The sequence below is a fragment of the Kitasatospora sp. NPDC023118 genome, from assembly GCF_055560875.1.
This window is the reverse complement of the sequence record NZ_JBVHHW010000021.1, coordinates 1-24,958: the sequence shown is the minus strand read 5'-3', so window position 1 is coordinate 24,958 and position 24,958 is coordinate 1. Positions and strand designations below refer to the sequence as shown.

The window sequence follows — 24,958 nt, the reverse complement described above, 5'->3', positions numbered from 1 at the left end:
CATTCCGTGGATAGATGTTCCCCGACGCACAGCACGTGCGAACTGCGACGAACGGAGGGAGGCGGTCACCATGCGGGTCGAGCGAGCCATACGACGACGCTCCCCAAGGCCGTATCTCCCCTGTTCCGCTCCGGCTGCCTGAGCGCACCCGCTTCTGAACTTCCCCGAGCCGCACCGGGATTCTTTGCGCGGCACCCTCATCTCTCCTGAACCACCAGACCCGTGGAGGTCGTTCAACCATGACGTACACCGAGGTGCCCGGAATCCGGGTGCCGATCCGGATGTGGGTCGACCCGGCGACGGTCGAGGGGGCGGCCATGCAGCAGCTGCGCAACATCAGCTCCCTGCCCTGGCTGCACGGCCTCGCCGTGATGCCCGACGTCCACCTGGGCAAGGGCGCGACCGTCGGCTCCGTCATCGCCATGAAGGGCGCGGTCTGCCCGGCCGCGGTCGGCGTCGACATCGGCTGCGGGATGAGCGCGGTGAAGACCTCGCTCACCGCCAAGGACCTCCCGGACGACCTGTCCCGCCTGCGCTCCAAGATCGAGCAGGCCATCCCGGTCGGCCGGGGCCTCCACACCGACCCGGTCGACCCGACCAAGCTGCACGGCTTCCGCGCGGCGGGCTGGGACGACTTCTGGCAGCGCTTCGACGGCGTGGCAGAGGACGTCAAGTGGCGCCGTGAGCGGGCGATGCAGCAGATGGCGACGCTCGGCGGAGGAAATCACTTCATAGAACTGTGCGTCGACACGAGCGGCGCGGTCTGGCTGATGCTGCACTCCGGCTCCCGGAACATCGGCAAGGAGCTGGCGGAGCACCACATGGGCGTCGCCCGCTCGCTGCCGCACAACCAGGGCCTGATCGACCAGGACCTCGCGGTGTTCATCGCGGACACCCCGCAGATGGCTGCCTACCGCCAGGACCTCTTCTGGGCGCAGGAGTACGCCAAGCACAACCGTGCCCTGATGATGGCGCTCTTCCAGGACGTCGTCCGCCGCGAGTTCGCCAAGGCGAAGGTCGGCTTCGACGAGGTGATCAGCTGCCACCACAACTACGTCTCGGAGGAGACGTACGACGGCGTTGAGCTGCTGGTGACCCGCAAGGGCGCGATCAAGGCGGGCAGCGGCGACTACGGGATCATCCCCGGCTCCATGGGGACGGGCTCCTACATCGTCCGCGGCCTGGGCAACGAGACGGCGTTCAACTCCGCCTCGCACGGCGCCGGCCGCAAGATGAGCCGCAACGCGGCGAAGAAGCGGTTCACCACGCGCGACCTGGTCGAGCAGACCAAGGGCGTGGAGTGCCGCAAGGACGGCGGCGTGGTGGACGAGATCCCCGGCGCGTACAAGTCGATCGAGAAGGTGATCGAGCAGCAGAAGGACCTCGTCGAGGTGGTCGCCCACCTGAAGCAGGTCGTCTGCGTCAAGGGTTGATCACCTGCGAAGGGCTTTGAGGAACGCGGCTCGGCGAGCCCTCCCCTGATCATCGGGCCGGTGGCACTGGTCGCGGTCGTCGGGGCGGGCCAGTTCGGATGGGCGGCGCTGGCGCTGGTCTTCTTCGCGGCCGGGCCGGCGATGCCCGTGGCGACGCGGCTGCCGGTTGATGAGGGTGCGGCCCCGGCGGCGTGATCGGCGCCGGGTCGGCAGTGGCGCCTGGCCGAGGCGGCCGCTCACCCGGAACCGGTCGTCCGCGTCTGAAACCGGTCATCCGCCGCAAGGTCCGAACATGACGACAGGGGGTGTGCTGCCCGGCAGCACACCCCCTGTCGTCACCGGAAGGCTCAGGCCGCGGCCGGGAGCTCGTCGAGGCCTTCCTGGACGAGCTTGGCGAGGCGGTCGAGGGCCTCGTCGGCGTCGGGGGCGTCGGAGGCGAGGATGACCTCGTCGCCGCCCTGGGCGCCCAGGGCGAGGAGGCCGAGCATGGAGGCGGCGTTGACCGGGTTGCCGCCCGGCTTGGCGATGGTGATCGGCACGCCGGTGGCCGTGACGGCCCGGACGAAGACGGAGGCGGGACGGGCGTGCAGGCCCTCGGCCCAACCGATGGTGACGCGGCGCTCGGCCATGAGACGTGCCTTTCCGGTGAAGCTGGTCACGGCCGTGCTCGGGGAGCGGGGGAAACGACCGTGTTGTCTAGACCAGTGTTGCACGCAGGCAAGCCCTCCGAGCCGCTGCGTTCGGGAGTTGTGATTGTTTCTTTTCGGGGCATAAGGCCCGGCCGGTGGCCCCGTCCACCCTGCCGCGAGCACACGACCGGCGCCATTCGGCCCGCCGCCGGATAACCTGACGAATGTGGAAGACCCCGCGGTGGCGAACCCCGCGCAACCCGACTATCCGCAGCACTGGGAAGCCGACGTCCTGCTGCGCGACGGCGGCACAGCCCGGATCCGGCCGATCACCCCCGCCGACGCCGGGCGGCTGGTGGAGTTCTACGAGCAGGTCTCGGACCAGTCCAAGTACTTCCGGTTCTTCGCGCCCTACCCGCGCCTGTCCGACAAGGACGTCCGCCGCTTCACCCACCACGACTTCGTGAACCGGGTCGGCCTCGCCGTGGTGGTCCGGGACCACTTCATCGCCACCGTCCGCTACGACCGGATCGACGCGGACGGCCGGCCCTCCGACCACGGGACGGACGCCGAGGTCGCCTTCCTGGTCCAGGACGCCCACCAGGGCCGCGGGGTGGCGTCCGCCCTGCTGGAGCACATCGCGGCCGTCGCGCAGGAGCGCGGCATCCGCCGCTTCCAGGCCGAGGTGCTGCCGGAGAACCGCAAGATGGTGAAGGTCTTCACCGACGCCGGCTACACCCAGCACCGCAGCTTCGCAGACGGCGTGGTGCACCTGGAGTTCGACCTCGAACAGACCGACCGCTCGCTCGCCGTGATGCGCGCCCGCGAGCACCGCGCCGAGGCCCGCTCGGTGCAGCGGCTGCTGACCCCGCGCTCGGTGGCCGTGGTCGGGGTCTCCCGCAACCCGCAGACCGTCGGCCGGGCCATCCTGCGCGACCTGCTGGGCAGCTTCGACACGGAGTTCGAGAGCCGGTACGAGCCCAAGGGCGAGCCGCGCGCCGTCCACGCGGTGAACCGCAACGCCCCGCCCGGCACCGAGCTGGACGGCATCCCGGTGCACCGTTCGATCCTGGACATTCCCGGGCCGGTCGACCTCGCGGTGATCGCCGTCCCCGAGAGCGCCGTCCCGGCGGCCGTCGCCGAGTGCGGCGTGCGCGGGGTGCAGGGCCTGGTGGTGGTCACCGCCGGCTACGCGGAGACCGGCCCGGAGGGCCGGGACCGCCAGCGCGCCCTGGTCCGCCAGGCCCGTGCGGCGGGCATGCGGGTGGTCGGCCCGAACGCCTTCGGCCTGATCAACACCGACCCCGAGCACCCGCTGAACGCCTCCCTCGCCCCGCACCTGCCCGACCGCGGCGGCTTCGGGATCTTCTGCCAGTCCGGTGCGATCGGCGTGGCCCTGCTGGAGGCCGCCCACAAGCGCGGCCTCGGCGTCTCCTCCTTCGCTTCGGTCGGCAACCGCGCGGACGTCTCCGGCAACGACTTCCTCCAGTACTGGGCCGAGGACGAGGCCACCGAGGTGGTGCTGCTCTACCTGGAGTCCTTCGGCAACCCCCGCAAGTTCACCCGGATCGCCCGCCGCCTGGCCGCCGCCAAGCCGGTCGTCGTGGTCAAGGGTGCCCGGCACACCGGCAGCCTGCCGCCCGGCCACGCCGTCCCCGCCACCGCCACCGGCCTGCGCGACGCCACCGTGGACGCGCTGTTCGAACAGGCCGGCGTGACCAGGGTGGCGACCATCACCGAGCTCTTCGACACCGGCGAGCTGCTCGCCCAGCAGCCGCTGCCGCCGGGCGACCGGGTCGCCGTGGTCGGCAACTCCGACTCGCTCGGCCTGCTCACCTACGACGCCTGCCTGAGCGCGGGCCTGCGCCCGCGCACGCCAGTCGACCTCACCACGGCCGCGACCGGCGAGAACTTCCGGATCGCGCTGGACGTCGCGCTCAGCGATCCCGCCGTGGACGCCGTGATCGCCGTCGCGATCCCGCCGATCGGGACCTCCGCGCACGCCTTCATGGGCGGCAGGCTGACCGGCCCGGACGACCCCGAGATGGGCTCGGACGACCCGGAGATCGCCGCCGCCCTGCTAGAGGCGGGCATGCGCGCACGGGAGTTGGGCAAGCCCCTGGTGCTGGCCCACCTGGCCCTGACTGACCTGCCGGCCCGGCTGCGCCCCGGCGGCATCCCGGCCTACGCGGCGCCCGAGCGCGCCGTGCGCGCCCTGGCGCACGCCGTGCACTACGCCCAGTGGCGCCACCGCACCGCCGAGGCGGAGGAGACCGCGCGCGTCCCCGAGCTGGACCGGATCGACGAGCCCGGCGCCCGCGCCCTGGTGGAGGCGGCGCTGAGCACCCGCGCCGCGGTAGCCGCGCGCACCCAGCCCGGCGGCGCCCGGATCACCCTGAGCGAGACCGAGACCCACGAGCTGCTGGAGCGCTACGGCATCGACGTCTCGCCCACGCTGCCCGCCCCGGACGAGGAGAGCGCCGTCAAGGCCGCCGAGCAACTCGGCTACCCGGTGGCCCTGAAGGCGACCGCCCCGCACCTGCGCCACCGCCCCGACCTGGGCAGCGTCCGCCTCGACCTGACCGGCGAGCCGGGCCTGCGCCGCGCCCACCGCGAGCTGGACGCCCTGCTCGGCGGCGCGGCCGGGGCCGAGCTGGTGGTGCAGCGGATGGCCCCGCGCGGCGTGGACACCGTGATCGGCGCCACGGTGGACCCGGCCGTCGGCGCGATCCTCTCCTTCGGCCTGGCCGGCGCCCCGGCCGAACTGCTGGGTGACGTGGCCCACCGCCTGGTCCCGGCCACCGACCAGGAGGTCGCGGGCCTGATCCGGGAGGTCCGGGCGGCGCCGCTGCTGTTCGGCTGGCGCGGGGCCGAGGCGGTGGACACCGCTGCCCTGGAGGAACTGCTGCTGCGGGTGTCCCAGCTGGTGGACGACGTGCCGGAGATCGCCTCGGTGGACCTCGAACCGGTGGTCGTCGCCCCGCACGGACTGGCGATCCTGGGGGCGCGGGTGCGGGTCGCACCACTGCCCGTCCGCAGCGATCTGGGCCCGCGCGCGATGAGCACGCTGTAGCCTTCCTTGGTTGCGCCTGCCGTGGGCGCTGATGTCCGAAGCTCGGCGCCGCGCCGCCCGCTTCGTCGGCGGACCATGCCAGGATGGAGTTATGGCGAAGACCGGTACCACCACCACTCAGGACCTGCGCTCGGCGATCGAGCGCAGCGGCTACTACCCGGCCCTGGTGTCCGAGGCGGTGGAGTCCGCGGTGGGCCCGGAGCCGATCAGCTCCTACCTGGTGCACCAGGAGACGACCTTCGACTCCAACGAGGTGCGCCGGCACGTGACGGTGCTGGTGCTGACCGCGACCCGGTTCGTGGTGAGCCACACCGACGAGCAGTCGGGGGCCGAGGGCAGCCCCGCGGTGCCGTTCGCGACGACCTCGACGGAGAGCGTCCGGCTGGACCGGATCGGCTCGGTCGTGGTGAGCCGGATGGTGGCCAACCCGGAGACGTACACCCCGGGGACGCTTCCCCGCGAGGTGGTGCTGACGATCGGCTGGGGTGCGGTGCAGCGCCTGGACCTGGAGCCGGCCGGCTGCTCGGACCCGAACTGTGAGGCCGACCACGGCTACACCGGTTCGGCGACGGCTGACGACCTCTCACTGCGGGTGAGCGAGGCCGGCGACGGCCCGGAGACGGTGGCCCAGGCGCTGGTGTTCGCCCGGGCGCTGTCCGACGCGACGATCAACAACGGCCCGCGGCCCTAGGTCGCGCCCTGCGGATCCTCGCCGGTCCGCGGCGAGATCCGCCAGGCCCGCGCTGAGCTCCGCAGCTTCCGACCGCTACGAATCCGGTTCCATGTCCTTCGCACCCTCCGACGGCTACGACGCCTTCGAGATCCTCGACCCGGCTGCGGCCCCCGCGCCCCCGTACGGCAGCGGCTCGCTCTGCGACCTGCTGCCCTCGGTGGCGGCGGGCCTGGGCGTCCCCGGGTTCACCGCGACGCTGCCGATCGCCCCGGCCGACCGGGCGGTGGTGTTCCTGGTGGACGGCCTGGGCTGGGAGCTGCTGCTGCGCCACCCGGAGTACGCGCCCTTCCTGTCCTCGCTGGCCGGGAGCTCGCTGGGCGGCACCGGCCGTCCGCTGACGGCGGGCTTCCCGTCCACCACCGCGACCTCGCTGGCCTCGGTCGGCACCGGCACCCCGCCGGGCCTGCACGGGCTGGCCGGGTACACGGTGGCGGTGCCGGGCGCCGACTACCTGATGAACCAGCTGCGCTGGCAGCCGCACACCGACCCGCAGGCCTGGCAGCCGTACCCGACGGTCTTCGAGCGCACCCACCGGGCCGGGGTGGCGACCGCCCAGGTGTCCTCCCCGCTGTTCGCTCAGACCCCGCTGACCAGGGTGGCGCTCTCCGGCGGCACCTTCCTCGGCCGCACCACCGGCGAGGAGCGGATGGACCTGGCCGCCTCCTGGCTGGCCGAGCACGACCGGGCGCTGGTGTACACGTACGTCAGCGAGCTGGACGGCGCGGGCCACCGCTTCGGCGTGGACTCCGACGAGTGGCGGATGACGCTGGACGCGGTGGACCGGCTGGCCCGCCGGCTGGCCGAGCAGCTGCCGCCGCGCTCGGCGATGTACGTGACCGCGGACCACGGCATGATCGACATCGCGCCGGAGGACCGGATCGACTTCGACGAGGACTGGGAGCTCGGCGCGGGCGTCGCCCTGCTCGGCGGTGAGGGCCGGGCCCGGCACGTGTACGCCGTACCGGGCGCCGCGACCGATGTGCACGCGGTCTGGAGCGAGGTGCTGGGCGACCGGATGTGGGTGGCCACCCGGGACCAGGCGATCGCGGCGGGCTGGTTCGGCCCGACCGTGGACGAGCGGGTGTACCGGCGGATCGGCGACGTGGTCGCCGCGGCCCGCGACGACATCGCGATCACCGCCTCCCGCAACGAACCCGGCGAGTCCGCGATGATCGGCCTGCACGGCTCGATGACCCCGGTCGAGCAGTTCGTGCCACTGCTCGAAGTCCGCGGCTGAGCCGGTCCCTTGACCGCCCTGTGCCCGAACCCCCCTGATGTGAAAGGCCCTTGCTCCACCCATGGCTGAACTGGTGTTCTTCTCGGGCACGATGGACTGCGGCAAGTCGACGCTTGCGCTGCAGATGGACCACAACCACACCGCGCGCGGTCGGCAGGGCATCATCCTGACCCGCAACGACCGCGCGGGCGCGGCGACCATCTCCAGCCGCCTCGGCCTGCGCGCCGACGCGGTCGAGGTGACGGACGACTTCGACTTCCACGCGCACGTGGTGCAGCGGCTGTCGGCGGGCGGCCGGGTGGACTACCTGATCTGCGACGAGGCACAGTTCTTCGCCGCCGAGCAGGTCGACCAACTGGCCCGGGTGGTGGACGAGCTGGACATCGACGTCTACACCTTCGGCATCACCACCGACTTCCGCACCCGGCTGTTCCCCGGTTCGCAGCGGCTGATCGAGCTGGCGGACCGGGTGGAGGTGCTCCAGGTCGAGGCCCTGTGCTGGTGCGGCGCCCGGGCGACCCACAACGCCCGGACGGTCGGCGGGGTGATGGTCGTCGAGGGCGCCCAGGTGGTGATCGGCGACATCTCGGTGAAGGAGGACGAGGTCGGCTACGAGGTGCTGTGCCGCCGGCACCACCGCCGCCGGCTGACCGCCGCGACAGCCCGTGCCTCGGTGCTCTCCCCGGACGTGCTGCCCTTCGAGGAGCAGCAGGCCTGACCGCCCCGGAGGCGAGTGGGCGAGTCGCAGCGGGACGGGTTACAGCGTTTCGAGCACCGAGAAGTGCCCGCCCTGCGGGTCGGCCAGCCGGGCGGCCCGGCCGTGCGCGGTGTCGTGCGGTTCGACCAGGACGCGGCCGCCGAGTTCGACGGCGTGATGGACGGTCAACGCGGTGTCCCGGACGGCGAAGTGAGTGCGCCAGCGCGGCGGGTGGCCGCGCAGGTCGGCGTGGTGGCGGATGCCCGCGACCGGGCGCCCGCGCACCAGTAGCGCGGACTCGCCGTCGGCGGGCCGGACCGGGCGGTCGAGCACGGCGGCGTAGAAGACGGCGGCGCCGTCCGCGTCCGGTGTGAGCAGCTCGGCCCAGGCGGGCCCGCCTGGTTCCGCTCCGGCCTCGCGACCGAGGTGCTCCTCGCCCTGCCAGAGGCCGAAGACGGCGCCGGAGACGTCGGCGGCGATCGCCATCCGCCCGGCGCGTTCGGCCTGCAGCGGCCCGACGGCGACGGTACCGCCGCACTCGCGCACCAGTTGGGTGGTGCGGTCGGCGTCGTCCACGGCGAAGTAGGTGGTCCACTGCACCGGGAAGCCGGTGGCGGTGGAGACGCCGAGGCCGGCGACGGGCTCCCCGTCGAGCTCGGCCCGGACGTAGGCGCCGAGTTGGCCCGGCCCGGGGGAGTACGTCCAGCCGAGCAGCTCACCGTAGAAGGCGCGGGCGCCGGGCAGGTCGTCGGTCAGCAGGCTGACCCAGCAGGGCGTGCCCTGGGCCAGTCGGAGTTCCACCGCGGGCAATGCGGGCCTCCTCGTGGGTGGTTGGCGCACGGGAATCCTCGCGCGCGAGGGTGATGCTTCCACCCTGGCGCGCGCCCAACCCTCGGGCCGCGCGGAAAATCCGGCAAAGAGCGCACAAAGAGCGGTGGTTCGGGCGTGTCGGTGGATTTTGTCTGATCGGGCCCGGCGTCGCGGGCCCGGCAAGGATTCGCCGGACCCGCCCCGGGGCGGGTTGCGCGACAATGGCCGGCATGACCACCTACAACGACGGTTCCCCGCTGATCTCCGCGGCCGAGCTGCGGGAGGCGCTCGCCTCCGCGCACCCGCCGGTGCTGCTGGACGTGCGCTACCAGTTGGTCGGCGCCGTGCCGGGCGGCCCGACCGCGGCCGAGGAGTACCGGGCGGGGCACCTGCCCGGTGCCCACTTCGTCGAGTTGGACCGGGACCTCGCCGCCGCGCCCGGCGCTCCCGGCCGGGGCGGGCGCCACCCGCTGCCGGACCCGGAGGAGTTCGGCGCCGCGATGCGCCGCTTCGGGGTGAGTACGGAGCGTCCGGTCGTGGTGTACGACGGTGCGGCCTCGATGGCGGCGGCCCGGGCCTGGTGGCTGCTGCGCTGGGCCGGGCACCGGGACGTCCGGGTGCTGGACGGCGGCTTCGCGGCCTGGCAGGCGGCCGGTCTGCCGGTGACGACGGAGCTGCCGGAGCCGGAGGAGGGCGACTTCAAGCCGGCCCCGGGGCAGCTGCCGACGGTGGACGGGGACGGCGCCGCGGCCTGGGCGCGCGCCGGTCTGCTGCTGGACGCCCGGTCGGGAGAGCGCTACCGGGGCGAGACCGAGCCGGTGGACTCGCGGGCCGGCCACATCCCGGGCGCGGTGTCGGCGCCGACGGCGGAGAACGTGGGCCCGGACGGGCGGTTCCGGCCGGCCGCGGAGCTGGCGGCCCGGTTCCGGGAGCTGGGCGCGGGCGAGCGGGAGACCGCGGTGTACTGCGGCTCGGGTGTGACGGCGGCGCACCAGATCCTGGCGCTGGAGGTGGCGGGCCTGAGCGCCACGCTGTACCCGGGTTCGTGGAGCGAATGGTCGAGCGACGAGAGCCGCCCGGTCGCGGTGACGGACCAGCCGGGCTGATTCCGGATGCGCCGAAGGGGCGGGAGGCCGAGCCTCCCGCCCCTTCGGCGTCCGTCCTACTCCTGCTTCTTGCGCCGACTGCCGAAGACGATCTCGTCCCAGCTGGGCACGGTGGCCCGGCGACCGGGCCGGACGCCGTCCGCCTCGGCCTGCCGGTCGGTGGTGCCGACCAGGCGCTCGCGGTGCGGGGCGACGGCCCGTGGCATCAGGATGTCGGCGTAGGCCGAGCCCGCGCCGACCGCCGGGGCGGCGGCCGCGGCCGGCTCCTCGCTCTCCTCGGCGACCTCGGCGGGCACCGGTTCGATCGGGGTGGGGCCGCCGACGGCGAGGTCGCCGCGGAAGGCGGGGACCACGTCGAGCAGGCTGGTCAGCGAGTCCCGGGACTCGGCGGTGGCCTCCCGCGACTCGCGGACCTCGCGGGCCGACATGATGCGGTCGGCGGAGGGGCGGTCGATCATCGGGCGGGGCGGCCGGTCCTGGGGGAGCCGGGCGATCCGCGGGATGAACGGGAAGACCGAGTCCTCCTCGCGCTCGACGGTCTCGCCGATCAGCGCGCGGGCCTCGTCGTCGTTGGGCTGGACCAGGCGCCGGGGCGGGTCGTACGTCCATGACGCGCTGCGGCCCTCGCCGTCGGCCCGGTAGGAGAGGATGACCTCCCAGGTGCCGTCGTCGCGCCGCCAGGAGTCCCAGCGCTCGGTGTCCTTCTCGGCGCCGCGCAGCGCGAGCCGCTCGGCCACGGCGTCGCCGAGCTGCGGCCCGGGGGACTCGCCGTTGCGGCGGATGGCGGTCTTGCGGGCGCGCTCGGCCATGAAGGCGCGCTCGGCGAGGACCGGACCCTCGAAGCGGCGGACGCGGTCGACGGAGATCCCGGCGGCCTGGGCGACCTCCTCGGCGGAGGCACCGGCTCGTATCCGGGCCTGGATGTCCCGGGGGCGCAGATGGCTCTCGACCTCGATCTCGATCTGGCCGAGGCGCGGCCGGTCGCCGCGGATGGCGGCGCGCAGCCGCTCGTCGATGGGGAGGGTGTACTCCGTGCTGTCGGCAGCCTTGAGCACCAGCCGTGTGCCGTCGTTGCTGACGGCCACAACCCGCAGTTCGGGCACGGTTACCTCCCGGGTGGTGCCTGCCGACGTCACCTGCGTCGCTGCTCCCGTACTGAGTGTGGCCTGCCCACTCGCGACTGGCCACAACCTTGCTGAGTTCCCCGGCGTGTCGGGCTCACGCCCGGCCACGCCGCTGTGGCACGGTTGCCTTTTTGCCACGTCATCCGTCGACGTCGCGCCTGGGTGTCCCGGCCGTCCTCGCACGAGCAGAGATCGCGACGATCCGGGACCGGCGTCGCCGTGCGTGCCCGTTCCGTGGCTCTTCGTCAAGCTGCCGGTGTAGGCACAGTCGACAAGTCGACCCAAGGCTCGGGCTTTACGAACAGTACTCCATTCGTGGCATCCGGAGGGGCGGCTCGCCGCTCAAGTCTCCCGCGATTCACGGGAATCTCAAGAGCGCGCACCCCCAATGGCGGACTGGCGCCGGATGAACGGTGATCATCTTCACACAATCCGGGAGCGGAGAACCGCATTTTCGTCCCTTGTGTCCTTCTTTGGGCAAGATGGAGGGGCTTGTTCGAGAAGCAGTCGTACGGACCGAGGGATGTTGATGCCGGAGTGGAGCCCCGCCGAGGAGGGCGGCAAGGAGGAGCGCAAGCGGATCGATCTGAGTGTGGCTCAGGTCGTGGCGAGTGCGCTGGCCGCGGTGGTGGGCGCGCTGCTCGCCTCCGAACTCGGCGTCTACGGCACGATCATGGGCGCGGCCGTGGTGAGCATCGGGGCCACCACCGGCGGTGCGGTGTTCCAGCACATCTTCCGGCGGACCGGCGAGCAGCTGCGTGAGGCGGTGGACCGGGGGCCGAACCAGGCCGCGAACACAGCGCGCCGGGTACCGGTGGGGCCGGAGCATCCGGCGGAGCCCGCGGAGCGGCCGGCCGGGCCGGCGGTGATCACCTCGGAGTGGAACGAGCCGCAGGTGGTGCGGGCGCGCCGGCGGTGGACCTGGAAGACCTGCGCGGCGGTGTCCGGGCTGGTGTTCGTCCTGGCGATGACGCCGATCGTGGCGTTCGAGCTGGCCACCGGGCAGCCGGTGTCGGCGACGGTGAAGGGCGAGTCCGGCAACGGGACGTCGTTCGGCGGCGGAGTGACGCCCAAGTCCTCGACGCCCCAGGACGCCCCGGCGGAGCGGCCGTCCTCCGGGGGCGGCGGACGCGGCTCGCAGGCCACGCCGTCCGACGGGGCCTCGGCCCCGGCGACGGCCCGGCCGAGCCGGGAGCCGAGCGCCACCCCGAGCGGCGGCGCCGGCGGGCAGGGCGGGAGCGCCTCGCCCTCGGTGGGCCCGAGCGCGAGCCCGTCGGCCGGTTCCTCGCCGTCGGCGGGCGGTGGCGGGAAGCCCACCGGTGAGGCCGCCTCGCAGCCTCCCGCACCGAGCAGCGCCCCGGCGGACGCGACGGTCCCCCCGCCGCCCGCCGGGACCCCCGGAGGCTAGGCCCCCAGCACCCGCCGCAGGTAGTCGTTGCCGAAGACACGTTGTGGGTCGACCTCGTCGCGCAGCGCGGTGAAGTCGCCGAAGTGGGGGTAGACGCCGGCCAGGTACTCGGCGTCGCGGGTGTGCAGCTTGCCCCAGTGTGGGCGGCCCTGATGGGCGGTCATCAGCTGTTCGACACCGGTGAAGTAGCCCTGGTCGGCGGTGCCCCGGTAGAGGTGGACGGCGATGTAGGCGCTGTCCCGGCCGGAGGCGGTGGAGAGCCAGAGGTCGTCGGCGGGGGCGAAGCGGACCTCGACGGGGAAGCTGACCTTCCAGTCGGAGCGTTCGAGCAGGGCCTTCAGCTCGCGCAGCACCTCGGCGACGGCCGCGCGCGGGACGGCGTACTCCATCTCCACGAAGCGGACCTTGCGTGGGCTGGTGAACACCTTGTACGCGGTGTCGGTGTAGCTGCGGTCGGACCAGGCGCGACTGGCGAGCGCGGCGATCGAGGGGATGGAGCCGGGGAAGCGGCGGCCGATCCGGCAGGCGCCCTCCCAGACGGTGTTGGAGAGGAAGTCGTCCTCCAGCCACTCCTTGAACCGGGGCAGCGGGGCGGTCGGGCCCTGGCTGCGGTTGTTGCGCTTGGTGGAGCAGCGGTCGGTGTGCGGGAACCAGTAGAACTCGAAGTGCTCGTTGACGGCGGTGAGGTCGTCGAGGCGTTCCAGCACCTCGTCGAAGGCCATCGGCTGTTCGTGCGCGCTGAGCAGGAAGGCCGGTTCGACGCCGAAGGTGAGCGCGGTGATCACGCCGAGGGCGCCGAGGCCGAGGCGGGCGCCCTGGAAGAGCCGGGGGTTCTCGGTGGGGGAGCAGCGCTTGACGGTGCCGTCGGCGAGGACGATCTCCAGGGCGCGGATCTGGGCGGCGAGCGAGCCGGAGTCGCGGCCGGTGCCGTGGGTGCCGGTGCTGGTGGCGCCGGCGACGGTCTGGGCCTCGATGTCGCCCATGTTGGTGAGGGAGAGGCCCTCGGCGGCGAGGAGTCGGTTGAGGCGGTTCAGCGGGAGGCCGGATTCGACGGTGACGGTGCCGGCCGTGCGGTCGATCCCGCGGACGGCGGTGAGCGCGTGCGGTCGGATCAGCAGGCCGTCGCCGGCTGAGGCGATCGCGGTGAAGGAGTGGCCGGAGCCGACGGCCTTGACGGTGCGGCCCTGGTCGGCGGCGCGCAGGATCTCCTTGGCCAGTTCCTCCGCGGTGCCGGGGGTGACGGCCCGGCTGGGGAGGGCGCTCTGGTTCCCGGCCCAGTTGGTCCACCGGGTGCGGGTCGAGGTACTGGCCTGGGGCATGGCGCTGCCTCCTGCTCCGTGGCCGAACGGATCGGCGCGGTCCGGGGGCGGCGGGCCGCCCTACCCGCGGGTAGGGCCACGGGTAGGGCGAGATTAGTCAGTTCACCGTTCGACGTCTACGGGTCGTTCGACCGCTTCCGCGGGCTCGTTCGCGGCGACTCCGGCGCGCAGGCGGCCGAGCCCGGTCAGCGCGACGAGCACCCCGAGGGCACCGGCGGTCAGCGGAACCCAGTAGCCGGCCGAGGCGCCGGAGGCGTCGACCACCCAGCCGCCGACCGAGGAGCCGAAGGCCACGCCGAGGGCGAGCCCGGTGGTGGTCCAGGCCATGCCCTCGGTGAGCTTGGCGGCCGGGACGAGCCGTTCGACCAGGGCCATCGCGGAGATGAGGGTGGGGGAGATGGCGACGCCGGCGATCAGCAGGGCGGCGCCCGCCGCGACCAGCCCGCCGACGCCGTGCATGGTGGAGGCGACGAGCAGGACGGGGATCATGCTGAGCGCCATCATCACCACGCCGACGAAGAAGCGGGTGGACAGCGGGCTCTTGGGCTTGAGCGCTCCGTAGACGACGCCGGCCAGGCCGGAGCCGAACGCCCAGACGGCCAGGACGACGCTGGAGAGCCCCTTGTGTCCCTGGGCGTCGGCGAAGGCGACGGTGACGATCTCGACCGAGCCGAAGATCGCGCCGGTGGCGACGAAGGTCAGCACCAGGACGATCAGGCCGCCGTTGAGGATGGCGCTGCCGCCACCGTGGGCCGAGGCCGGATGGACCGGCGGCTCGGTGCGGCGCTGGGCGGTGAACAGGGCGATGCCGACGGCGAGCGCGATGACGGCCACGAGGACGCCGGACTCGGGGAACACGTTGGTGGCCAGGCCGATGGCGAGGATCGGGCCGACGATGAAGCAGATCTCGTCGACGACGGCCTCGAAGGAGTACGCGGTGTGCAGCTTGGCGGCCTCGTCGCGGTAGAGGTGGGCCCAGCGGGCGCGGACCATGGCGCCGGCGCTGGGCATGACGCCGAGGCCGACGGCGAAGAGGAACAGCGTCCAGGACGGTGCGTGGAAGTGGGCACAGAGCAGGAGCCCGGTCGCGGCGGTGACGGTGAGCGCGGTGGCCGGGACGGCGATGCGGCGTTGTCCGCGGCGGTCGACCAGCCAGGAGACCGCCGGGCCGAGCGCCGCGGCGGCGACCGCCATCGTTGCCGAGACCGCACCCGCAAGCCCGTACGACCCCGTCAGCTGGGAGAGCATGGTCACGATGCCGATGCCGGCCATGGAGATCGGCAGACGGGCTATGAACCCGGCGGAGGAGAACGCCGCGGTGCCAGGGGAGGCGAATATTCGGCGGTAGCTGGACAGCACGGGAGCTCCGGACAAGGGGTAAGGAACAAGGCTGGTGAACACAGCTTACGCACGTTGGCAAACGGTATTTTCCGGACACCCGCGCGGCCCCGGCGCCGGGCCCTGCCCCCTCAGTGGCAGGATCGGTGCCATGTCCGACGCGCGCAAACCCTCCCCCTCCGGCGCCGCCCCGTACGACGCCCTGCTGCTGCTCTCCTTCGGCGGGCCCGAGGCCCCCGAGGACGTCGTCCCGTTCCTGGAGAACGTCACCCGCGGCCGCGGCATCCCCAAGGAACGCCTGAAGGAGGTGGGCAAGCACTACTTCATGTTCGGCGGGGTCAGCCCGATCAACGAGCAGAACCGCGAGCTGCTCGCCGCCCTGCGGAAGGACTTCGCCGAGCACGGGCTGGACCTGCCGGTCTACTGGGGCAACCGGAACTGGGCGCCCTACCTGGTGGACACCCTGCGGGAGCTGGCCGCCGACGGCCACCGCCGGATCGCCGTGCTCGCCACCAGCGCCTACGCCGGCTACTCGGGCTGCCGCCAGTACCGGGAGAACCTGGCCGACGCGCTCGCCACCCTCGCCGAGGAGGGCCGCCCGGCGCTGACCGTCGACAAGCTGCGGCACTTCTACAATCACCCCGGCTTCGTCGAGCCGATGATCGACGCCGCCCTGGCCGCCCTGGAGCAGCTGCCCGAGGACGTCCGCCCCGGCGCCCGGCTGGCCTTCACCACCCACTCCATCCCGGACGCGATGGCCGAGACCTCCGGCGCCCCGGACGACCCGGCCCGCGGCACCCCCGGCGGTGCGTACGTCGCCCAGCACCTGGACGTGGCCCGGCTGATCACCGCGGCCGTCGCCGAGCGCACCGGCGTGGCCGACCGGCCGTGGCAGCTGGTGTTCCAGAGCCGCAGCGGCGCCCCGCACATCCCGTGGCTGGAACCCGACATCTGCGACCACCTGGAGGCCCAGCACGCCGACGGCGCGCCGGCCGTGGTGATGGTGCCGATCGGCTTCGTCTCCGACCACATGGAGGTCAAGTACGACCTCGACACCGAGGCCGTCGCCAAGGCCGCCGAACTCGGCCTGCCGGTGGCCCGTGCCGCCACCGTCGGCGCCGACCCGCGGTTCACCGCCGCCGTGCGCGAGCTGGTCCTGGAACGGGCCGCCGCCGAGCGCGGTGAGACCGTGACCCGCTGCGCGCTGGGCACCCTCGGCCCCAGCCGCGACGTGTGCGCGGTGGCCTGCTGCCCCAACCCGCGCGCCCCCCGCCCGGCCGCCGCCGAGCGCTGACCCCCTCCGGAGGAGAATCCCGTGTCCACCCCCGCCCCGCCCGACGACCGGCTCCTCGACGACCTGCTCGACGTCGCCCTGGACGCGGCCCGGCAGGCCGGCGCCCTGCTGCGCGACGGCCGTCCCGCCGACCTCGGCGTGGCCGGCACCAAGAGCAGCCCGGTCGACGTGGTCACCGAGATGGACCTCGCCTCCGAGAAGCTCCTCCTGGAGCTGATCGCCGACCGCCGTCCCGAGGACGGCTACCTCGGCGAGGAGGGTGCCGAGCGTCCCGGCACCAGCGGGGTGCGCTGGGTCGTCGACCCGCTCGACGGCACGGTCAACTACCTGTACGGGCTGCCCTCCTGGGCGGTCAGCGTGGCCGCCGAGGTGGACGGCCGCGCCGCCGTCGGGGTCGTCCACGCCCCGGCGCGCGGCGAGCTGTTCCACGCCGTCCTCGGCCGCGGCGCCCGCCTCAACGGCCGTCCGGTCTCGGCCCGCCCGGCCCCGCCCTGGGGCCAGGCGCTGATCGGCACCGGCTTCAACTACGTCCAGTCGGTGCGGGTACGCCAGGCCGAGGTGCTGCTCGCCCTGATGCCCGAGGTGCGGGACGTCCGCCGGGGCGGGGCGGCCGCGGTGGACCTGTGCGACGTGGCCGCCGGGCGGCTGGACGGCTACTACGAGCGCGGCCTCGCCCCCTGGGACCACGCGGCCGGCTGCCTGATCGCCGCCGAGGCCGGCGCGCTGGTCGGCGGCCGTCCCGGGCACGGCCCGGACGGCCGGCTGACCGTGGCCGCCGCGCCGGGCGTGTACGAGCCGCTGCAGGAGCGCCTGGCCGCGCTGCGCGCCTGGGCCGACTGACCGGGCTACCGCGGCGCGAGCAGCCACGGAGCCCCCGGGACGAAACCCCTCCGGACATGCGAAGAGCCCTGGCACACGCGGGATGCCAGGGCTTGGGGTTTCGCACGGCCCCCGTAGGGCCGCAGGTGCCGGAGGACCGGCGTCGGGTCAGGCGGCGGTGCGGTGGCGCTCCAGCACGGTGTCCACACCGTGCTCGGCGGCCAGACGACGCAGGTCGTCCAGCTCGGACTGCTCCACCTCGGCGAGGAACTCGTCCCCGGCCTCGATCGCGCGGTGCAGATCCTGCTCGGCGTTGGCTATGCGCTGCAGGATTCCGGCCTTGAAGGCGTCCATACGGGCCCCCTTACTTTGTCGGACGTGCACGGTCGTACGTTCTCCGCCCCGAGGAGGTCTGGCCAGCGAAAGCGTCCGGGCCGACAGGTGGTGGATCTCCGGTCGGGCGCGGAGACGGCCTTCGGCCGCTCCCGGTGACATCCCAGCCCCAGGGCCGGCGCGGATGAACGCACGGCGGGTGGGTGCGATCGGCCAACAGCCAGATCGCGGGTGTGCAGCTGTCCTCCCCACCCGGGGGCCGGGGAAACCTCCCGCCGCGAGAAAGTTGCCCGTGTCACAGTCCAAGCGGAGCGGTCCCGGTACGAACGGTCACCGCCGCGGGGCTGCGCTCCGTGCCTGGGCGGCAGCTTATCGCTGCTTTACCGCAGGACCAGGCAGGATGGAGGCACCGTCGGAGCCGTGCGTCCGCTTCCGGGGCCGGCCTGGAGAAGGGACAACGACCGTGCGGGTTCTCGTCGTCGAGGACGAGCAGCTGCTTGCTGAGGCCGTCGCGACCGGCCTGCGCCGCGAGGCGATGGCCGTGGACGTGGTGTACGACGGGGAGGCCGCGCTCCAGCGCATCGCGGTCAACGACTACGACGTGGTCGTCCTGGACCGCGACCTCCCGCTGGTGCACGGCGACGACGTCTGCCGCAAGGTGGTCGAACAGGGCCTGGCCACCCGGGTGATCATGCTGACCGCCTCCGGCGACATCAGCGACCGGGTCGAGGGCCTGGAGATCGGCGCGGACGACTACCTTCCGAAGCCGTTCGCCTTCAGCGAACTCGTCGCCCGGGTCCGGGCGCTGGGCCGGCGCGCGACCATCCCGCTGCCCCCGGTGCTGGAGCGGGCCGGCATCTCGCTCGACCCCGGCCGCCGCGAGGTGATCCGCGAGGGACGCACCGTCCAGCTCGCCCCCAAGGAGTTCGCCGTCCTGGAGGTGCTGATGCGGGCCGGCGGCGCCGTCGTCTCCGCCGAGCAGCTGCTGGAGAAGGCCTGGGACGAGCACACCGACCCGTTCACTAACGTGGTGCGCGTCACCGTGATGACGCTGCGCCGCAAGCTCGGCGACCCGCCGGTGATCGTCACCGTGCCCGGTTCCGGCTACCGGATCTGACCGGAACACGCCCCCGGGAGCCCGCCCGAGGACTCCCCGCCGCACCCCGCGCCCGCCCCGGCGGACGCCCCGAGAGGACCATCATGACCACCCCGCCCCCGGCCGGCGGGCCCTCCGGCGCGCCCGCCGGCGGCCCGCGCGCCGTACCGCCCAAGCCCGTCCTGCCGCCGGGCCAGCCCCGCCAGGACACGTACGTGCCCGGTGACGGGATGCTCGCCTGGCTGCCGTTCCGCCCCACCATCCGGATGCGGCTGACCCTGCTCTACGGCGGGATGTTCCTGATGGCCGGCGTCGTGCTGTTGCTGCTGATGTACTTCTTCGTCCGGCAGGCGTTGCACGACGTGGCGCCGCAGCAGTTCAACTTCACCGTGCTCAACCCCAACGGCAGCGTGTCGTCGACCTTCTACGTCAACGGCCGCCCGATGTCCAGCGACCAGCTGAACGACGCGCTAGCCTCGATCCACGAGTCCCGCTCCACCTCGGCGCTCAACACGCTGCTGCAGAAGTCGCTCACCATGCTGGTCTGCCTCGCCGTGATCGCCTTCGCGGCCGGCTACGCGATGGCCGGCCGGGTGCTGCGCCCGCTCGGCCGGATCACCCGCACCGCCCGCGACGTCGCCTCCTCCGACCTGCACCGCCGGATCGAGCTGGACGGGCCGGACGACGAGCTCAAGGAGCTCGCCGACACCTTCGACGACATGCTGGACCGGCTGGACCGCTCCTTCGACTCCCAGCGCCGCTTCGTCGCCAACGCCTCGCACGAGCTGCGCACCCCGCTGGCGATCAACCGCACCCTGCTGGAGGTCCAGCTCTCCGACCCGGCGGCCTCGCCCGACCTCCAGCAGCTCGGCAAGACCCTGCTGGCCACCAACGAGCGCAGCGAGCAACTGGTCGAGGGCCTGCTGCTGCTCGCCCGCAGCGAGAACGAGCTGACCGACCGCCGCCCGGTGGAGCTGTCCGAGGTGGCCACCCGGGCACTGGAGCAGACCCGGGCCGAGGCGGACAAGCGCGAGGTCGAGCTGCGCTCGAAGCTCGATCCGGCCGTGGTCGGGGGCAACGGCGTGCTGCTGGAGCGGCTCGCGCTCAACCTGCTGCAGAACGCCGTCCGCTACAACACCCCGGGCGGCTGGGTCGAGCTGGCCACCGGCGAGGTGCCGGGCGGGGGCGAGCTGGTGGTCTCCAACACCGGGCCGGTGGTGCCCGGGTACGAACTGGAGCACATCTTCGAGCCGTTCCGCCGGATCAAGGGCGCCGACCGCACCCGCAGCGACAAGGGGGTCGGGCTCGGGCTGTCCATCGTCCGCTCGGTGGTGCGCGCCCACGGGGGCACCATCGAGGCCACTCCACGCGCCGGCGGCGGCCTCACCATGCGGGTGCGCATCCCGACGCCGTAGCGGCCTCCTGGGCCGTTCCCGAGCCGTAACGGACCCCCTGGGGCGCCGCGTCCGGTGGGCGGCCGTCCCCAGCCGCCCCCGTCAAGCCTGTCAAGACGACATAAGGCCTGACGGGGGCGGCTTGTCATTTGCGGTCCGGGCAACTTACGGTGTCGTAACCTACGCAGCCGTAAGTGCGTCCGTCGGCGGGTCCCGCCGACGGCTCCGTACGACGTGTGCCCGCCCTACGCGCCCGTCCCGCGCGTGCCCGCCCCCCGGGAGCAAGACCGTGACCATCGCCCCTGTGCAGAGCAGCACCTCGCTCGGATCGAGCGGCTGGACCGACACGCGGCTGATCCTGGCCCTCGAAGAGGTCGTGGAGAAGGAGCTCAACCGCCACCTGGGCGTGGCCAAGGAGTGGATGCCGCACGAGTTCGTCCCGTGGAGCCAGGGCCGCGACTTCGACGGCGTACTGGGCGGCGAGGCCTGGAACATCGAGCAGTCGAAGGTGACCCCACTCGGCCGGGTGTCGCTGGTGGTGAACCTGCTGACCGAGGACAACCTCCCCAGCTACCACCACGAGATCGCGACCATGTTCGGCCGCGAGGGTGCCTGGGGCACCTGGGTGCACCGCTGGACCGCCGAGGAGGGCCGGCACGGGATAGCCATCCGCGACTTCCTGCTCGCCACCCGGGCCGTCGACCCGGTGGAGCTGGAGCGGGCCCGGATGAACCACATGTCGGAGGGCTTCGAGTCCGACAACGCGCACAGCATGCTGCACTCGGTCGCCTACGTGGCCTTCCAGGAGCTGGCCACCCGCATCGCGCACCGCAACACCGGCAAGTACGCCGGCGATCCGCTGTGCGAGCAGCTGCTGGTGAAGATCGCCAACGACGAGAACCTGCACATGGTCTTCTACCGGAACCTGCTGAAGGCCGCCCTGGAGATCGCCCCGGACCAGGCCATGCGCGCCATCGCCGACGTGGTCACCGGCTTCCGGATGCCCGGCCACGGGATCCCCGGCTTCGAGCGCGCCGCCGCGCAGATCGCCCTCGGCGGGGTGTACAACCTCCGCATCCACCACGACGACGTGCTGCAGCCGGTGCTGCGCAACCTGCGCGTGATGGAGATCGGCGGCCTCGGCCCGGAGGGCATGGTGGCGCAGAACGAGCTGGGTGTGTTCCTGGACGGACTGGACGGCCAGGCGCGCAAGTTCGAGGAGCGCCAGGCCGCGCTGCTGGCACGCCGGGCGGCCCGTCGCAGCGCCGAGTAGGGTGCGGAGGCGGCTCGTCGCCGAGAGGTCGGAGTGGGTGGATTTTCCGTGATTTGCCCCGGAAGATTCTGAACGTGACCAAGCTCACACCGTGTCGCTCCACGGTGTCGTGTGACCCCGGAGAGTGATCACCCTGTCGGGGTGCCGATCGCCGTCCGTGACCGGAATCCGGTCTGCCTGCGGTCTGGAGGATTGGTCGGCATCCCTGGTGGGCAAGGGATTCGGCGGACATCGGTACGGGCTTCGCTCACTGAGCGTCGCCGATCTGGCGGGCGTTCGGCGGGTCGGCAATGGCCCAGCGTGAGGCGTCCGGAGCCCCAGGGGATCACCCCAACGGAGCCCTGGCTGAGTGTCGATTGAGTAACAGGGCTTGAAGTAAGGCAAAATCTCCGCCTCGGGTCGGGCACAAGACCGACCCCCCATGCGTTACGTGCGCTGGAGATACCGCACACACCGCACAACCCGGAGGGGGAGAGCGAAAAATGGCAACGGACTACGACACCCCACGCAAGACCGACGACGAGCTCAACGAAGACAGCATCGAGGAACTCAAGGCTCGGCGGAACGACAAGGGCGGCAGCTCGGTCGACGTTGACGAGTTCGAGGCCGCCGAGGGCATGGAGCTCCCCGGCGCCGACCTCTCGGGCGAGGAGCTCGCGGTCCGCGTGCTGCCGAAGCAGGCCGACGAGTTCACCTGCATGAGCTGCTTCCTGGTGCACCACCGCAGCCAGCTCTACAGCGAGAAGAACGGCAACCCGATCTGCCGGGACTGCGGCGCCTGAGCACCGCAGCGGACAGCGACCGGTACCCGTGGCTCCCGCGGGACCGGCACAACGCCCCTTCCGGCCCCGGGCAGCGGGGCCGGACGGCAGGTCCGCGGACCGTCCACAGGGACGGGCCCGGGAGGACGGAGTCATTTGGCGGCGCGTCGGCCAGTACAGCACTGGCAACCATGGCAATAGCCAGTACGGCGTCGGCCAGGACAAAGTCGTAGGGACGGTCCCGCAGCAGCGGAACCGTCCCTTTCGGTTTTCTCGGCTTTCTCGCCCCGGTGCCCCTTACGTACGGGTGCCGCGCCGCGCCTCCTCGAGCGCGTCGGCCAGCTTCATCGGCGAGCGGGTCGACAGGTAGAGGTAGGGCGTCGGGTCGGCCGGGTCGTCCACCTCGACCCGCAGCGCGGTCGGGACGTAGCTGCGCAGCAGCATGAAGGCACGGGGGTCGGCCTTCGGGCCGCGCCAGGCCGTGGCCTCGGCGGGGCTCAGCGCGTGCGCGGCGCCCAGCGCTTCCACCGGGATCCGGGCGGGGCCCGCCACCAGCGAGCCCTGGACCACGCGGATCCGGGCCGAGCCGTAGCTGCTGATCGCCACCGCGCCGGCGGCGATGCCGGCGACCAGGCCGACCAGCGCGGCCGGGCCGCTGACCCGGATCAGGATCAGCGCGAGGGTGAGGCCGACTGCGACCGGGAGCAGCCACCAGGAGCGCGGCACCGTGAGGCGTTCGTCGTACATGCCCTCCATTGTGGGCGCCCTGGCGCCCGGAGCGGGACGCCACCCCCAGCGGAGGCCTTGCTACCCCTGGGTAGGGTGGGTCGGCGTGACCGGTACGACACCCCCCACCACCCCCACCGACCGGCCGGCGCCCGCGCTGCCGCCGACCTCGACCACCCCGCCGCCGGACGCCGTCCTCCCGCCGCGGGCCCCCGAGGCGCCCGCCCCCGGCACCCGGCTCGGATCCCACTACGAGCACTGCTTCGGCTGCGGCCCGCAGCACCCCGGCGGCCTGCGGATCGACGCGGTCGCCGGCGAGGGACTCGACGTCACCGCCGAGTTCACCGTCCGGGACGTTCACCAGGGCGGCCCCGGGTTGGCCCACGGCGGCGTACTGACGACGGCGATGGACGAGACCCTCGGCACGCTCAACTGGCTGCTGCACGCCCCCGCGGTGACCGGCCGGCTGGAGACCGACTTCCTCTGCCCGGTGCCCGTCGACTCGGTGCTGCACCTGCGCGCCTGGGTCACCGGAGTGCAGGGCCGCAAGATCTACAGTGCCGCCGAGGCGCGGATCGGAGGCCCGGACGGACCGGTCGCCGTGCGTGCTCAGGCGCTCTTCATTCAGGTGAAGCTGGAACACTTCACCACGCACGGTCGTCCCGAGGACATCGAGAAGGTCCTCGACGACCCGGATCTGATGAAGCGCGCACGAGCCTTTGAGGTGAACCCTTGAGTGAGACCCCCCGCCCGCCGCTGGACGTCCTGATCAGGCGCGTCGACCCCGAGCTGCCGCTGCCCGAGTACGCGCAGCCCGGGGACGCCGGTGCCGATCTGCGCACCACCGTCGACGCCGAGCTGGCCCCCGGCGAGCGGGCGGTGCTCCCCACCGGTATCGCCATCGCCCTGCCGGACGGCTACGCGGCCTTCGTCCACCCCCGCTCCGGGCTCGCAGCTCGTTGCGGAGTTGCGCTCGTGAACGCCCCGGGGACGGTCGATGCCGGGTACCGTGGAGAGATCAAGGTGATCGTCGTCAATCTGGACCCGCGCGAGGGGGTCAGCTTCCGCCGAGGGGACCGGATCGCCCAGCTGGTCATCCAGCAGGTCGAGAAGGCCCGCTTCCACGAGGTGGCCGAGCTGCCTGGGTCGGCACGCGCCGAGGGCGGGTTCGGGTCGACCGGCGGCCACGCCGCGGTCTAGCATTCCCGCGGCCTCGCAGGAAGCCGAGCAGGTATTCGCATCGGTCTTGGACCGGGAAGGACAGTGACCGTGTTCCGTCGTCGCCAGAAGAGCGAGGACGCTGTCGAGCAGCTCGCCGACGACGCCATCAGCGCCGACGAGACGGCCGATGACGTCGAAGGTTCCGCCGAGAGCGAGAACGTGACCGAGCTGGACCCGGCCGACAAGTTCGGCCTGCCGCCGGCCCCGCGGCCGGACGGCCCGTGGGACCACTCCGAGCTGGAGAACCCCGAGGAGGGCCGCGTCGACCTCGGGGGACTGCTGGTCCCCGGCGTCGAGGGCATGGAGCTGCGCGTCGAGGTCGCCGGTGACGCGATCGTCGCCGCCACCCTCGTGCTCGGCAACAGCGCCATCCAGCTCCAGGCCTTCGCGGCTCCGAAGTCGGAGGGCATCTGGGGGGAGGTCCGGGAGGAGATCGCCAACGGCATCACCTCGCAGGGCGGCATCGTGGACGAAGAGGAGGGCCCGCTGGGCTGGCACCTCCGCGCCCAGGTCCCGGTGCAGCTCCCGGACGGCACCCAGGGCGTGCAGCTGGTGCGCTTCGTCGGCTGCGACGGTCCGCGCTGGTTCCTGCGCGGCGTGATCTCGGGCCAGGCGGCCGTGCAGCCCGAGATGGCCGGCATCCTTGAGCAGGTCTTCCGCCAGACCGTCGTCGTACGCGGCGAGAGCCCGATGGCGCCCCGCGACCCGATCGTGCTCAAGCTTCCCGAGGACGCCCAGATGGTTGCCGACGGTGGTGGGGCTGCTGCCGCCGCCGGCGAGGGCGAGAACCGCTTCGGCGGCACCGCGCTCGACCCGTTCGCGCGCGGCCCGGAGATCACCGAGGTCCGTTGATCGGGGGCACCTGGTCCGGTTCGCCTGGTCCGGGTTGTCGGATCTGATCGCCACCGCATCGCCCCCGCCCGGGACCCCGGGCGGGGGCGATTTGCATGTGGCGGGTCGGTCCCCGTACAGTTCCGGAGTCGCCGCGGGAGACCGGGGTGACAAAGCGGAAAGCGAATCCGATGAATGAAACTCCGGTAAACGGAGCGGAAAACGTCTGATAAGCTGGAAACACGAAAGAACGAAGCGCCCGGAGGGCCCGCTGGAAGGCGGTCCGAAGGAAGCGTCCGTTCC

The 24,958-nt window shown here is 72.8% G+C and carries 23 protein-coding genes and 1 pseudogene; 17 read left to right on the top strand and 7 right to left on the bottom strand.

Translation table 11 applies throughout. The features are described from left to right. The first annotated feature begins 239 nt into the window (after positions 1–239). Together ACZ3UD_RS25665 and ACZ3UD_RS25660 are read left to right on the top strand one after the other, a co-directional pair. The gene (locus ACZ3UD_RS25665; protein WP_465592125.1) at positions 240–1,433 is read left to right on the top strand and encodes an RtcB family protein; all 1,194 of its coding nucleotides are present in this window, start codon (positions 240–242) and stop codon (positions 1,431–1,433) included. Between the two features lie 60 nt (positions 1,434–1,493). Then, complete coding sequence (locus ACZ3UD_RS25660) at positions 1,494–1,628, top strand: hypothetical protein (RefSeq protein WP_465592122.1); 135 nt, start codon at positions 1,494–1,496, stop codon at positions 1,626–1,628. Positions 1,629–1,780: 152 nt separating this feature from the next. Here ACZ3UD_RS25660 and ACZ3UD_RS25655 read toward each other — a convergent pair whose 3' ends face one another. After that, positions 1,781–2,062 carry an HPr family phosphocarrier protein gene (locus ACZ3UD_RS25655; RefSeq protein ID WP_188306085.1) on the bottom strand — a complete coding sequence of 94 codons (282 nt, stop codon included), beginning with the start codon at positions 2,060–2,062 and terminating at the stop codon, positions 1,781–1,783. Positions 2,063–2,288: 226 nt separating this feature from the next. On the opposite strand from ACZ3UD_RS25655, the gene ACZ3UD_RS25650 reads away from it, so the two are divergent. From ACZ3UD_RS25650 to ACZ3UD_RS25635, 4 genes are all read left to right on the top strand, one after another. Continuing rightward, complete coding sequence (locus ACZ3UD_RS25650; protein WP_465592118.1) at positions 2,289–5,135, top strand: bifunctional acetate--CoA ligase family protein/GNAT family N-acetyltransferase; 2,847 nt, start codon at positions 2,289–2,291, stop codon at positions 5,133–5,135. Positions 5,136–5,226: 91 nt separating this feature from the next. After that, positions 5,227–5,826 (top strand): DUF5998 family protein, encoded by a 600-nt coding sequence (locus tag ACZ3UD_RS25645; RefSeq protein WP_380611992.1) that lies wholly within the window; start codon positions 5,227–5,229, stop codon positions 5,824–5,826. 91 nt (positions 5,827–5,917) lie between these two features. Beyond that, entirely contained in the window at positions 5,918–7,105 is a 1,188-nt protein-coding gene (locus ACZ3UD_RS25640) for an alkaline phosphatase family protein (RefSeq protein WP_465592113.1), read from the top strand. A 61-nt stretch (positions 7,106–7,166) separates the two neighbouring features. Then, positions 7,167–7,823 carry a thymidine kinase gene (locus ACZ3UD_RS25635; protein WP_465592110.1) on the top strand — a complete coding sequence of 219 codons (657 nt, stop codon included), beginning with the start codon at positions 7,167–7,169 and terminating at the stop codon, positions 7,821–7,823. 39 nt (positions 7,824–7,862) lie between these two features. Here the strand turns inward: ACZ3UD_RS25635 and ACZ3UD_RS25630 are convergent, their stop codons facing one another. Then, a complete protein-coding gene (locus ACZ3UD_RS25630; protein ID WP_465592368.1) occupies positions 7,863–8,603 on the bottom strand; it encodes a VOC family protein in 741 nt (246 codons plus the stop codon). A gap of 239 nt (positions 8,604–8,842) precedes the next feature. Between ACZ3UD_RS25630 and ACZ3UD_RS25625 the strand changes: the two genes are divergently transcribed. Beyond that, on the top strand, positions 8,843–9,718 hold the full coding sequence (locus tag ACZ3UD_RS25625; protein WP_465592107.1) for a sulfurtransferase: 876 nt from the start codon (positions 8,843–8,845) through the stop codon (positions 9,716–9,718). A 56-nt stretch (positions 9,719–9,774) separates the two neighbouring features. Here the strand turns inward: ACZ3UD_RS25625 and sepH are convergent, their stop codons facing one another. Then, positions 9,775–10,854 carry a septation protein SepH gene (sepH, locus tag ACZ3UD_RS25620; RefSeq protein WP_465592104.1) on the bottom strand — a complete coding sequence of 360 codons (1,080 nt, stop codon included), beginning with the start codon at positions 10,852–10,854 and terminating at the stop codon, positions 9,775–9,777. A 517-nt stretch (positions 10,855–11,371) separates the two neighbouring features. Here sepH and ACZ3UD_RS25615 point away from each other — a divergent pair. Further along, on the top strand, positions 11,372–12,250 hold the full coding sequence (locus tag ACZ3UD_RS25615) for a hypothetical protein (RefSeq protein WP_465592101.1): 879 nt from the start codon (positions 11,372–11,374) through the stop codon (positions 12,248–12,250). Here the strand turns inward: ACZ3UD_RS25615 and ACZ3UD_RS25610 are convergent. Further along, positions 12,247–13,569: a D-arabinono-1,4-lactone oxidase gene (locus ACZ3UD_RS25610; RefSeq protein WP_465592098.1), complete on the bottom strand. Its 1,323-nt coding sequence runs from the start codon at positions 13,567–13,569 to the stop codon at positions 12,247–12,249. The genes ACZ3UD_RS25615 and ACZ3UD_RS25610 overlap by 4 nt on opposite strands. Before the next feature lie 102 nt (positions 13,570–13,671). Then, positions 13,672–14,928 carry an MFS transporter gene (locus ACZ3UD_RS25605; RefSeq protein ID WP_465592095.1) on the bottom strand — a complete coding sequence of 419 codons (1,257 nt, stop codon included), beginning with the start codon at positions 14,926–14,928 and terminating at the stop codon, positions 13,672–13,674. A 130-nt stretch (positions 14,929–15,058) separates the two neighbouring features. Here ACZ3UD_RS25605 and ACZ3UD_RS25600 point away from each other — a divergent pair, with 130 nt between their 5' ends. Both ACZ3UD_RS25600 and ACZ3UD_RS25595 read left to right on the top strand, forming a co-directional pair. Next, a complete protein-coding gene (locus ACZ3UD_RS25600) occupies positions 15,059–16,201 on the top strand; it encodes a ferrochelatase (RefSeq protein WP_465592092.1) in 1,143 nt (380 codons plus the stop codon). A gap of 21 nt (positions 16,202–16,222) precedes the next feature. Then, positions 16,223–17,041 carry an inositol monophosphatase family protein gene (locus ACZ3UD_RS25595; RefSeq protein ID WP_465592089.1) on the top strand — a complete coding sequence of 273 codons (819 nt, stop codon included), beginning with the start codon at positions 16,223–16,225 and terminating at the stop codon, positions 17,039–17,041. Positions 17,042–17,188: 147 nt separating this feature from the next. On the opposite strand, the gene ACZ3UD_RS25590 is transcribed toward ACZ3UD_RS25595, so the two are convergent. Then, complete coding sequence (locus ACZ3UD_RS25590; protein WP_030057688.1) at positions 17,189–17,374, bottom strand: hypothetical protein; 186 nt, start codon at positions 17,372–17,374, stop codon at positions 17,189–17,191. A 442-nt stretch (positions 17,375–17,816) separates the two neighbouring features. On the opposite strand from ACZ3UD_RS25590, the gene ACZ3UD_RS25585 reads away from it, so the two are divergent. The 4 genes from ACZ3UD_RS25585 (at position 17,817) to ACZ3UD_RS25570 (ending at position 21,898) form a co-directional block, all read left to right on the top strand. Further along, a complete protein-coding gene (locus ACZ3UD_RS25585; RefSeq protein ID WP_030285473.1) occupies positions 17,817–18,470 on the top strand; it encodes a response regulator transcription factor in 654 nt (217 codons plus the stop codon). Between the two features lie 83 nt (positions 18,471–18,553). After that, positions 18,554–19,864 carry a sensor histidine kinase gene (locus ACZ3UD_RS25580; RefSeq protein WP_465592084.1) on the top strand — a complete coding sequence of 437 codons (1,311 nt, stop codon included), beginning with the start codon at positions 18,554–18,556 and terminating at the stop codon, positions 19,862–19,864. 268 nt (positions 19,865–20,132) lie between these two features. After that, positions 20,133–21,116, top strand: coding sequence for an acyl-ACP desaturase (locus ACZ3UD_RS25575; RefSeq protein WP_465592081.1), 984 nt, complete (start codon positions 20,133–20,135; stop codon positions 21,114–21,116). A 482-nt stretch (positions 21,117–21,598) separates the two neighbouring features. After that, on the top strand, positions 21,599–21,898 hold the full coding sequence (locus ACZ3UD_RS25570; RefSeq protein ID WP_350745462.1) for a DUF4193 domain-containing protein: 300 nt from the start codon (positions 21,599–21,601) through the stop codon (positions 21,896–21,898). Positions 21,899–22,174: 276 nt separating this feature from the next. Here the strand turns inward: ACZ3UD_RS25570 and ACZ3UD_RS25565 are convergent, their stop codons facing one another. Then, entirely contained in the window at positions 22,175–22,624 is a 450-nt protein-coding gene (locus tag ACZ3UD_RS25565) for a DUF3093 domain-containing protein (protein ID WP_465592078.1), read from the bottom strand. Positions 22,625–22,760: 136 nt separating this feature from the next. Between ACZ3UD_RS25565 and ACZ3UD_RS25560 the strand changes: the two genes are divergently transcribed. The 3 genes and pseudogenes from ACZ3UD_RS25560 to ACZ3UD_RS25550 all read left to right on the top strand — a co-directional run bounded on the left by ACZ3UD_RS25560 (position 22,761) and on the right by ACZ3UD_RS25550 (position 24,676). Then, entirely contained in the window at positions 22,761–23,339 is a 579-nt protein-coding gene (locus ACZ3UD_RS25560) for a PaaI family thioesterase (RefSeq protein WP_465592365.1), read from the top strand. Next, positions 23,336–23,870, top strand: a pseudogene (gene dut, locus ACZ3UD_RS25555) (dUTP diphosphatase). The gene ACZ3UD_RS25560 and the pseudogene dut overlap by 4 nt, the downstream one beginning before the upstream one ends. A 2-nt stretch (positions 23,871–23,872) precedes the next feature. Beyond that, a complete protein-coding gene (locus ACZ3UD_RS25550; RefSeq protein WP_465592075.1) occupies positions 23,873–24,676 on the top strand; it encodes a DUF3710 domain-containing protein in 804 nt (267 codons plus the stop codon). Positions 24,677–24,958 lie beyond the last annotated feature (282 nt).

What these genes read in the sequence shown, in the direction of transcription:
- ACZ3UD_RS25645 (WP_380611992.1), top strand. Translation starts at nt 5,227, where the DNA reads ATGGCGAAGACCGGTACCACCACCACTCAGGACCTGCGCTCGGCGATC.
- ACZ3UD_RS25610 (WP_465592098.1), bottom strand. Translation starts at nt 13,569, where the DNA reads ATGCCCCAGGCCAGTACCTCGACCCGCACCCGGTGGACCAACTGGGCC.
- ACZ3UD_RS25655 (WP_188306085.1), bottom strand. Translation starts at nt 2,062, where the DNA reads ATGGCCGAGCGCCGCGTCACCATCGGTTGGGCCGAGGGCCTGCACGCC.
- ACZ3UD_RS25640 (WP_465592113.1), top strand. Translation starts at nt 5,918, where the DNA reads ATGTCCTTCGCACCCTCCGACGGCTACGACGCCTTCGAGATCCTCGAC.
- ACZ3UD_RS25635 (WP_465592110.1), top strand. Translation starts at nt 7,167, where the DNA reads ATGGCTGAACTGGTGTTCTTCTCGGGCACGATGGACTGCGGCAAGTCG.
- ACZ3UD_RS25625 (WP_465592107.1), top strand. Translation starts at nt 8,843, where the DNA reads ATGACCACCTACAACGACGGTTCCCCGCTGATCTCCGCGGCCGAGCTG.
- ACZ3UD_RS25580 (WP_465592084.1), top strand. Translation starts at nt 18,554, where the DNA reads ATGACCACCCCGCCCCCGGCCGGCGGGCCCTCCGGCGCGCCCGCCGGC.
- ACZ3UD_RS25565 (WP_465592078.1), bottom strand. Translation starts at nt 22,624, where the DNA reads ATGTACGACGAACGCCTCACGGTGCCGCGCTCCTGGTGGCTGCTCCCG.
- ACZ3UD_RS25570 (WP_350745462.1), top strand. Translation starts at nt 21,599, where the DNA reads ATGGCAACGGACTACGACACCCCACGCAAGACCGACGACGAGCTCAAC.
- ACZ3UD_RS25615 (WP_465592101.1), top strand. Translation starts at nt 11,372, where the DNA reads ATGCCGGAGTGGAGCCCCGCCGAGGAGGGCGGCAAGGAGGAGCGCAAG.
- ACZ3UD_RS25600 (WP_465592092.1), top strand. Translation starts at nt 15,059, where the DNA reads ATGTCCGACGCGCGCAAACCCTCCCCCTCCGGCGCCGCCCCGTACGAC.
- ACZ3UD_RS25590 (WP_030057688.1), bottom strand. Translation starts at nt 17,374, where the DNA reads ATGGACGCCTTCAAGGCCGGAATCCTGCAGCGCATAGCCAACGCCGAG.
- ACZ3UD_RS25665 (WP_465592125.1), top strand. Translation starts at nt 240, where the DNA reads ATGACGTACACCGAGGTGCCCGGAATCCGGGTGCCGATCCGGATGTGG.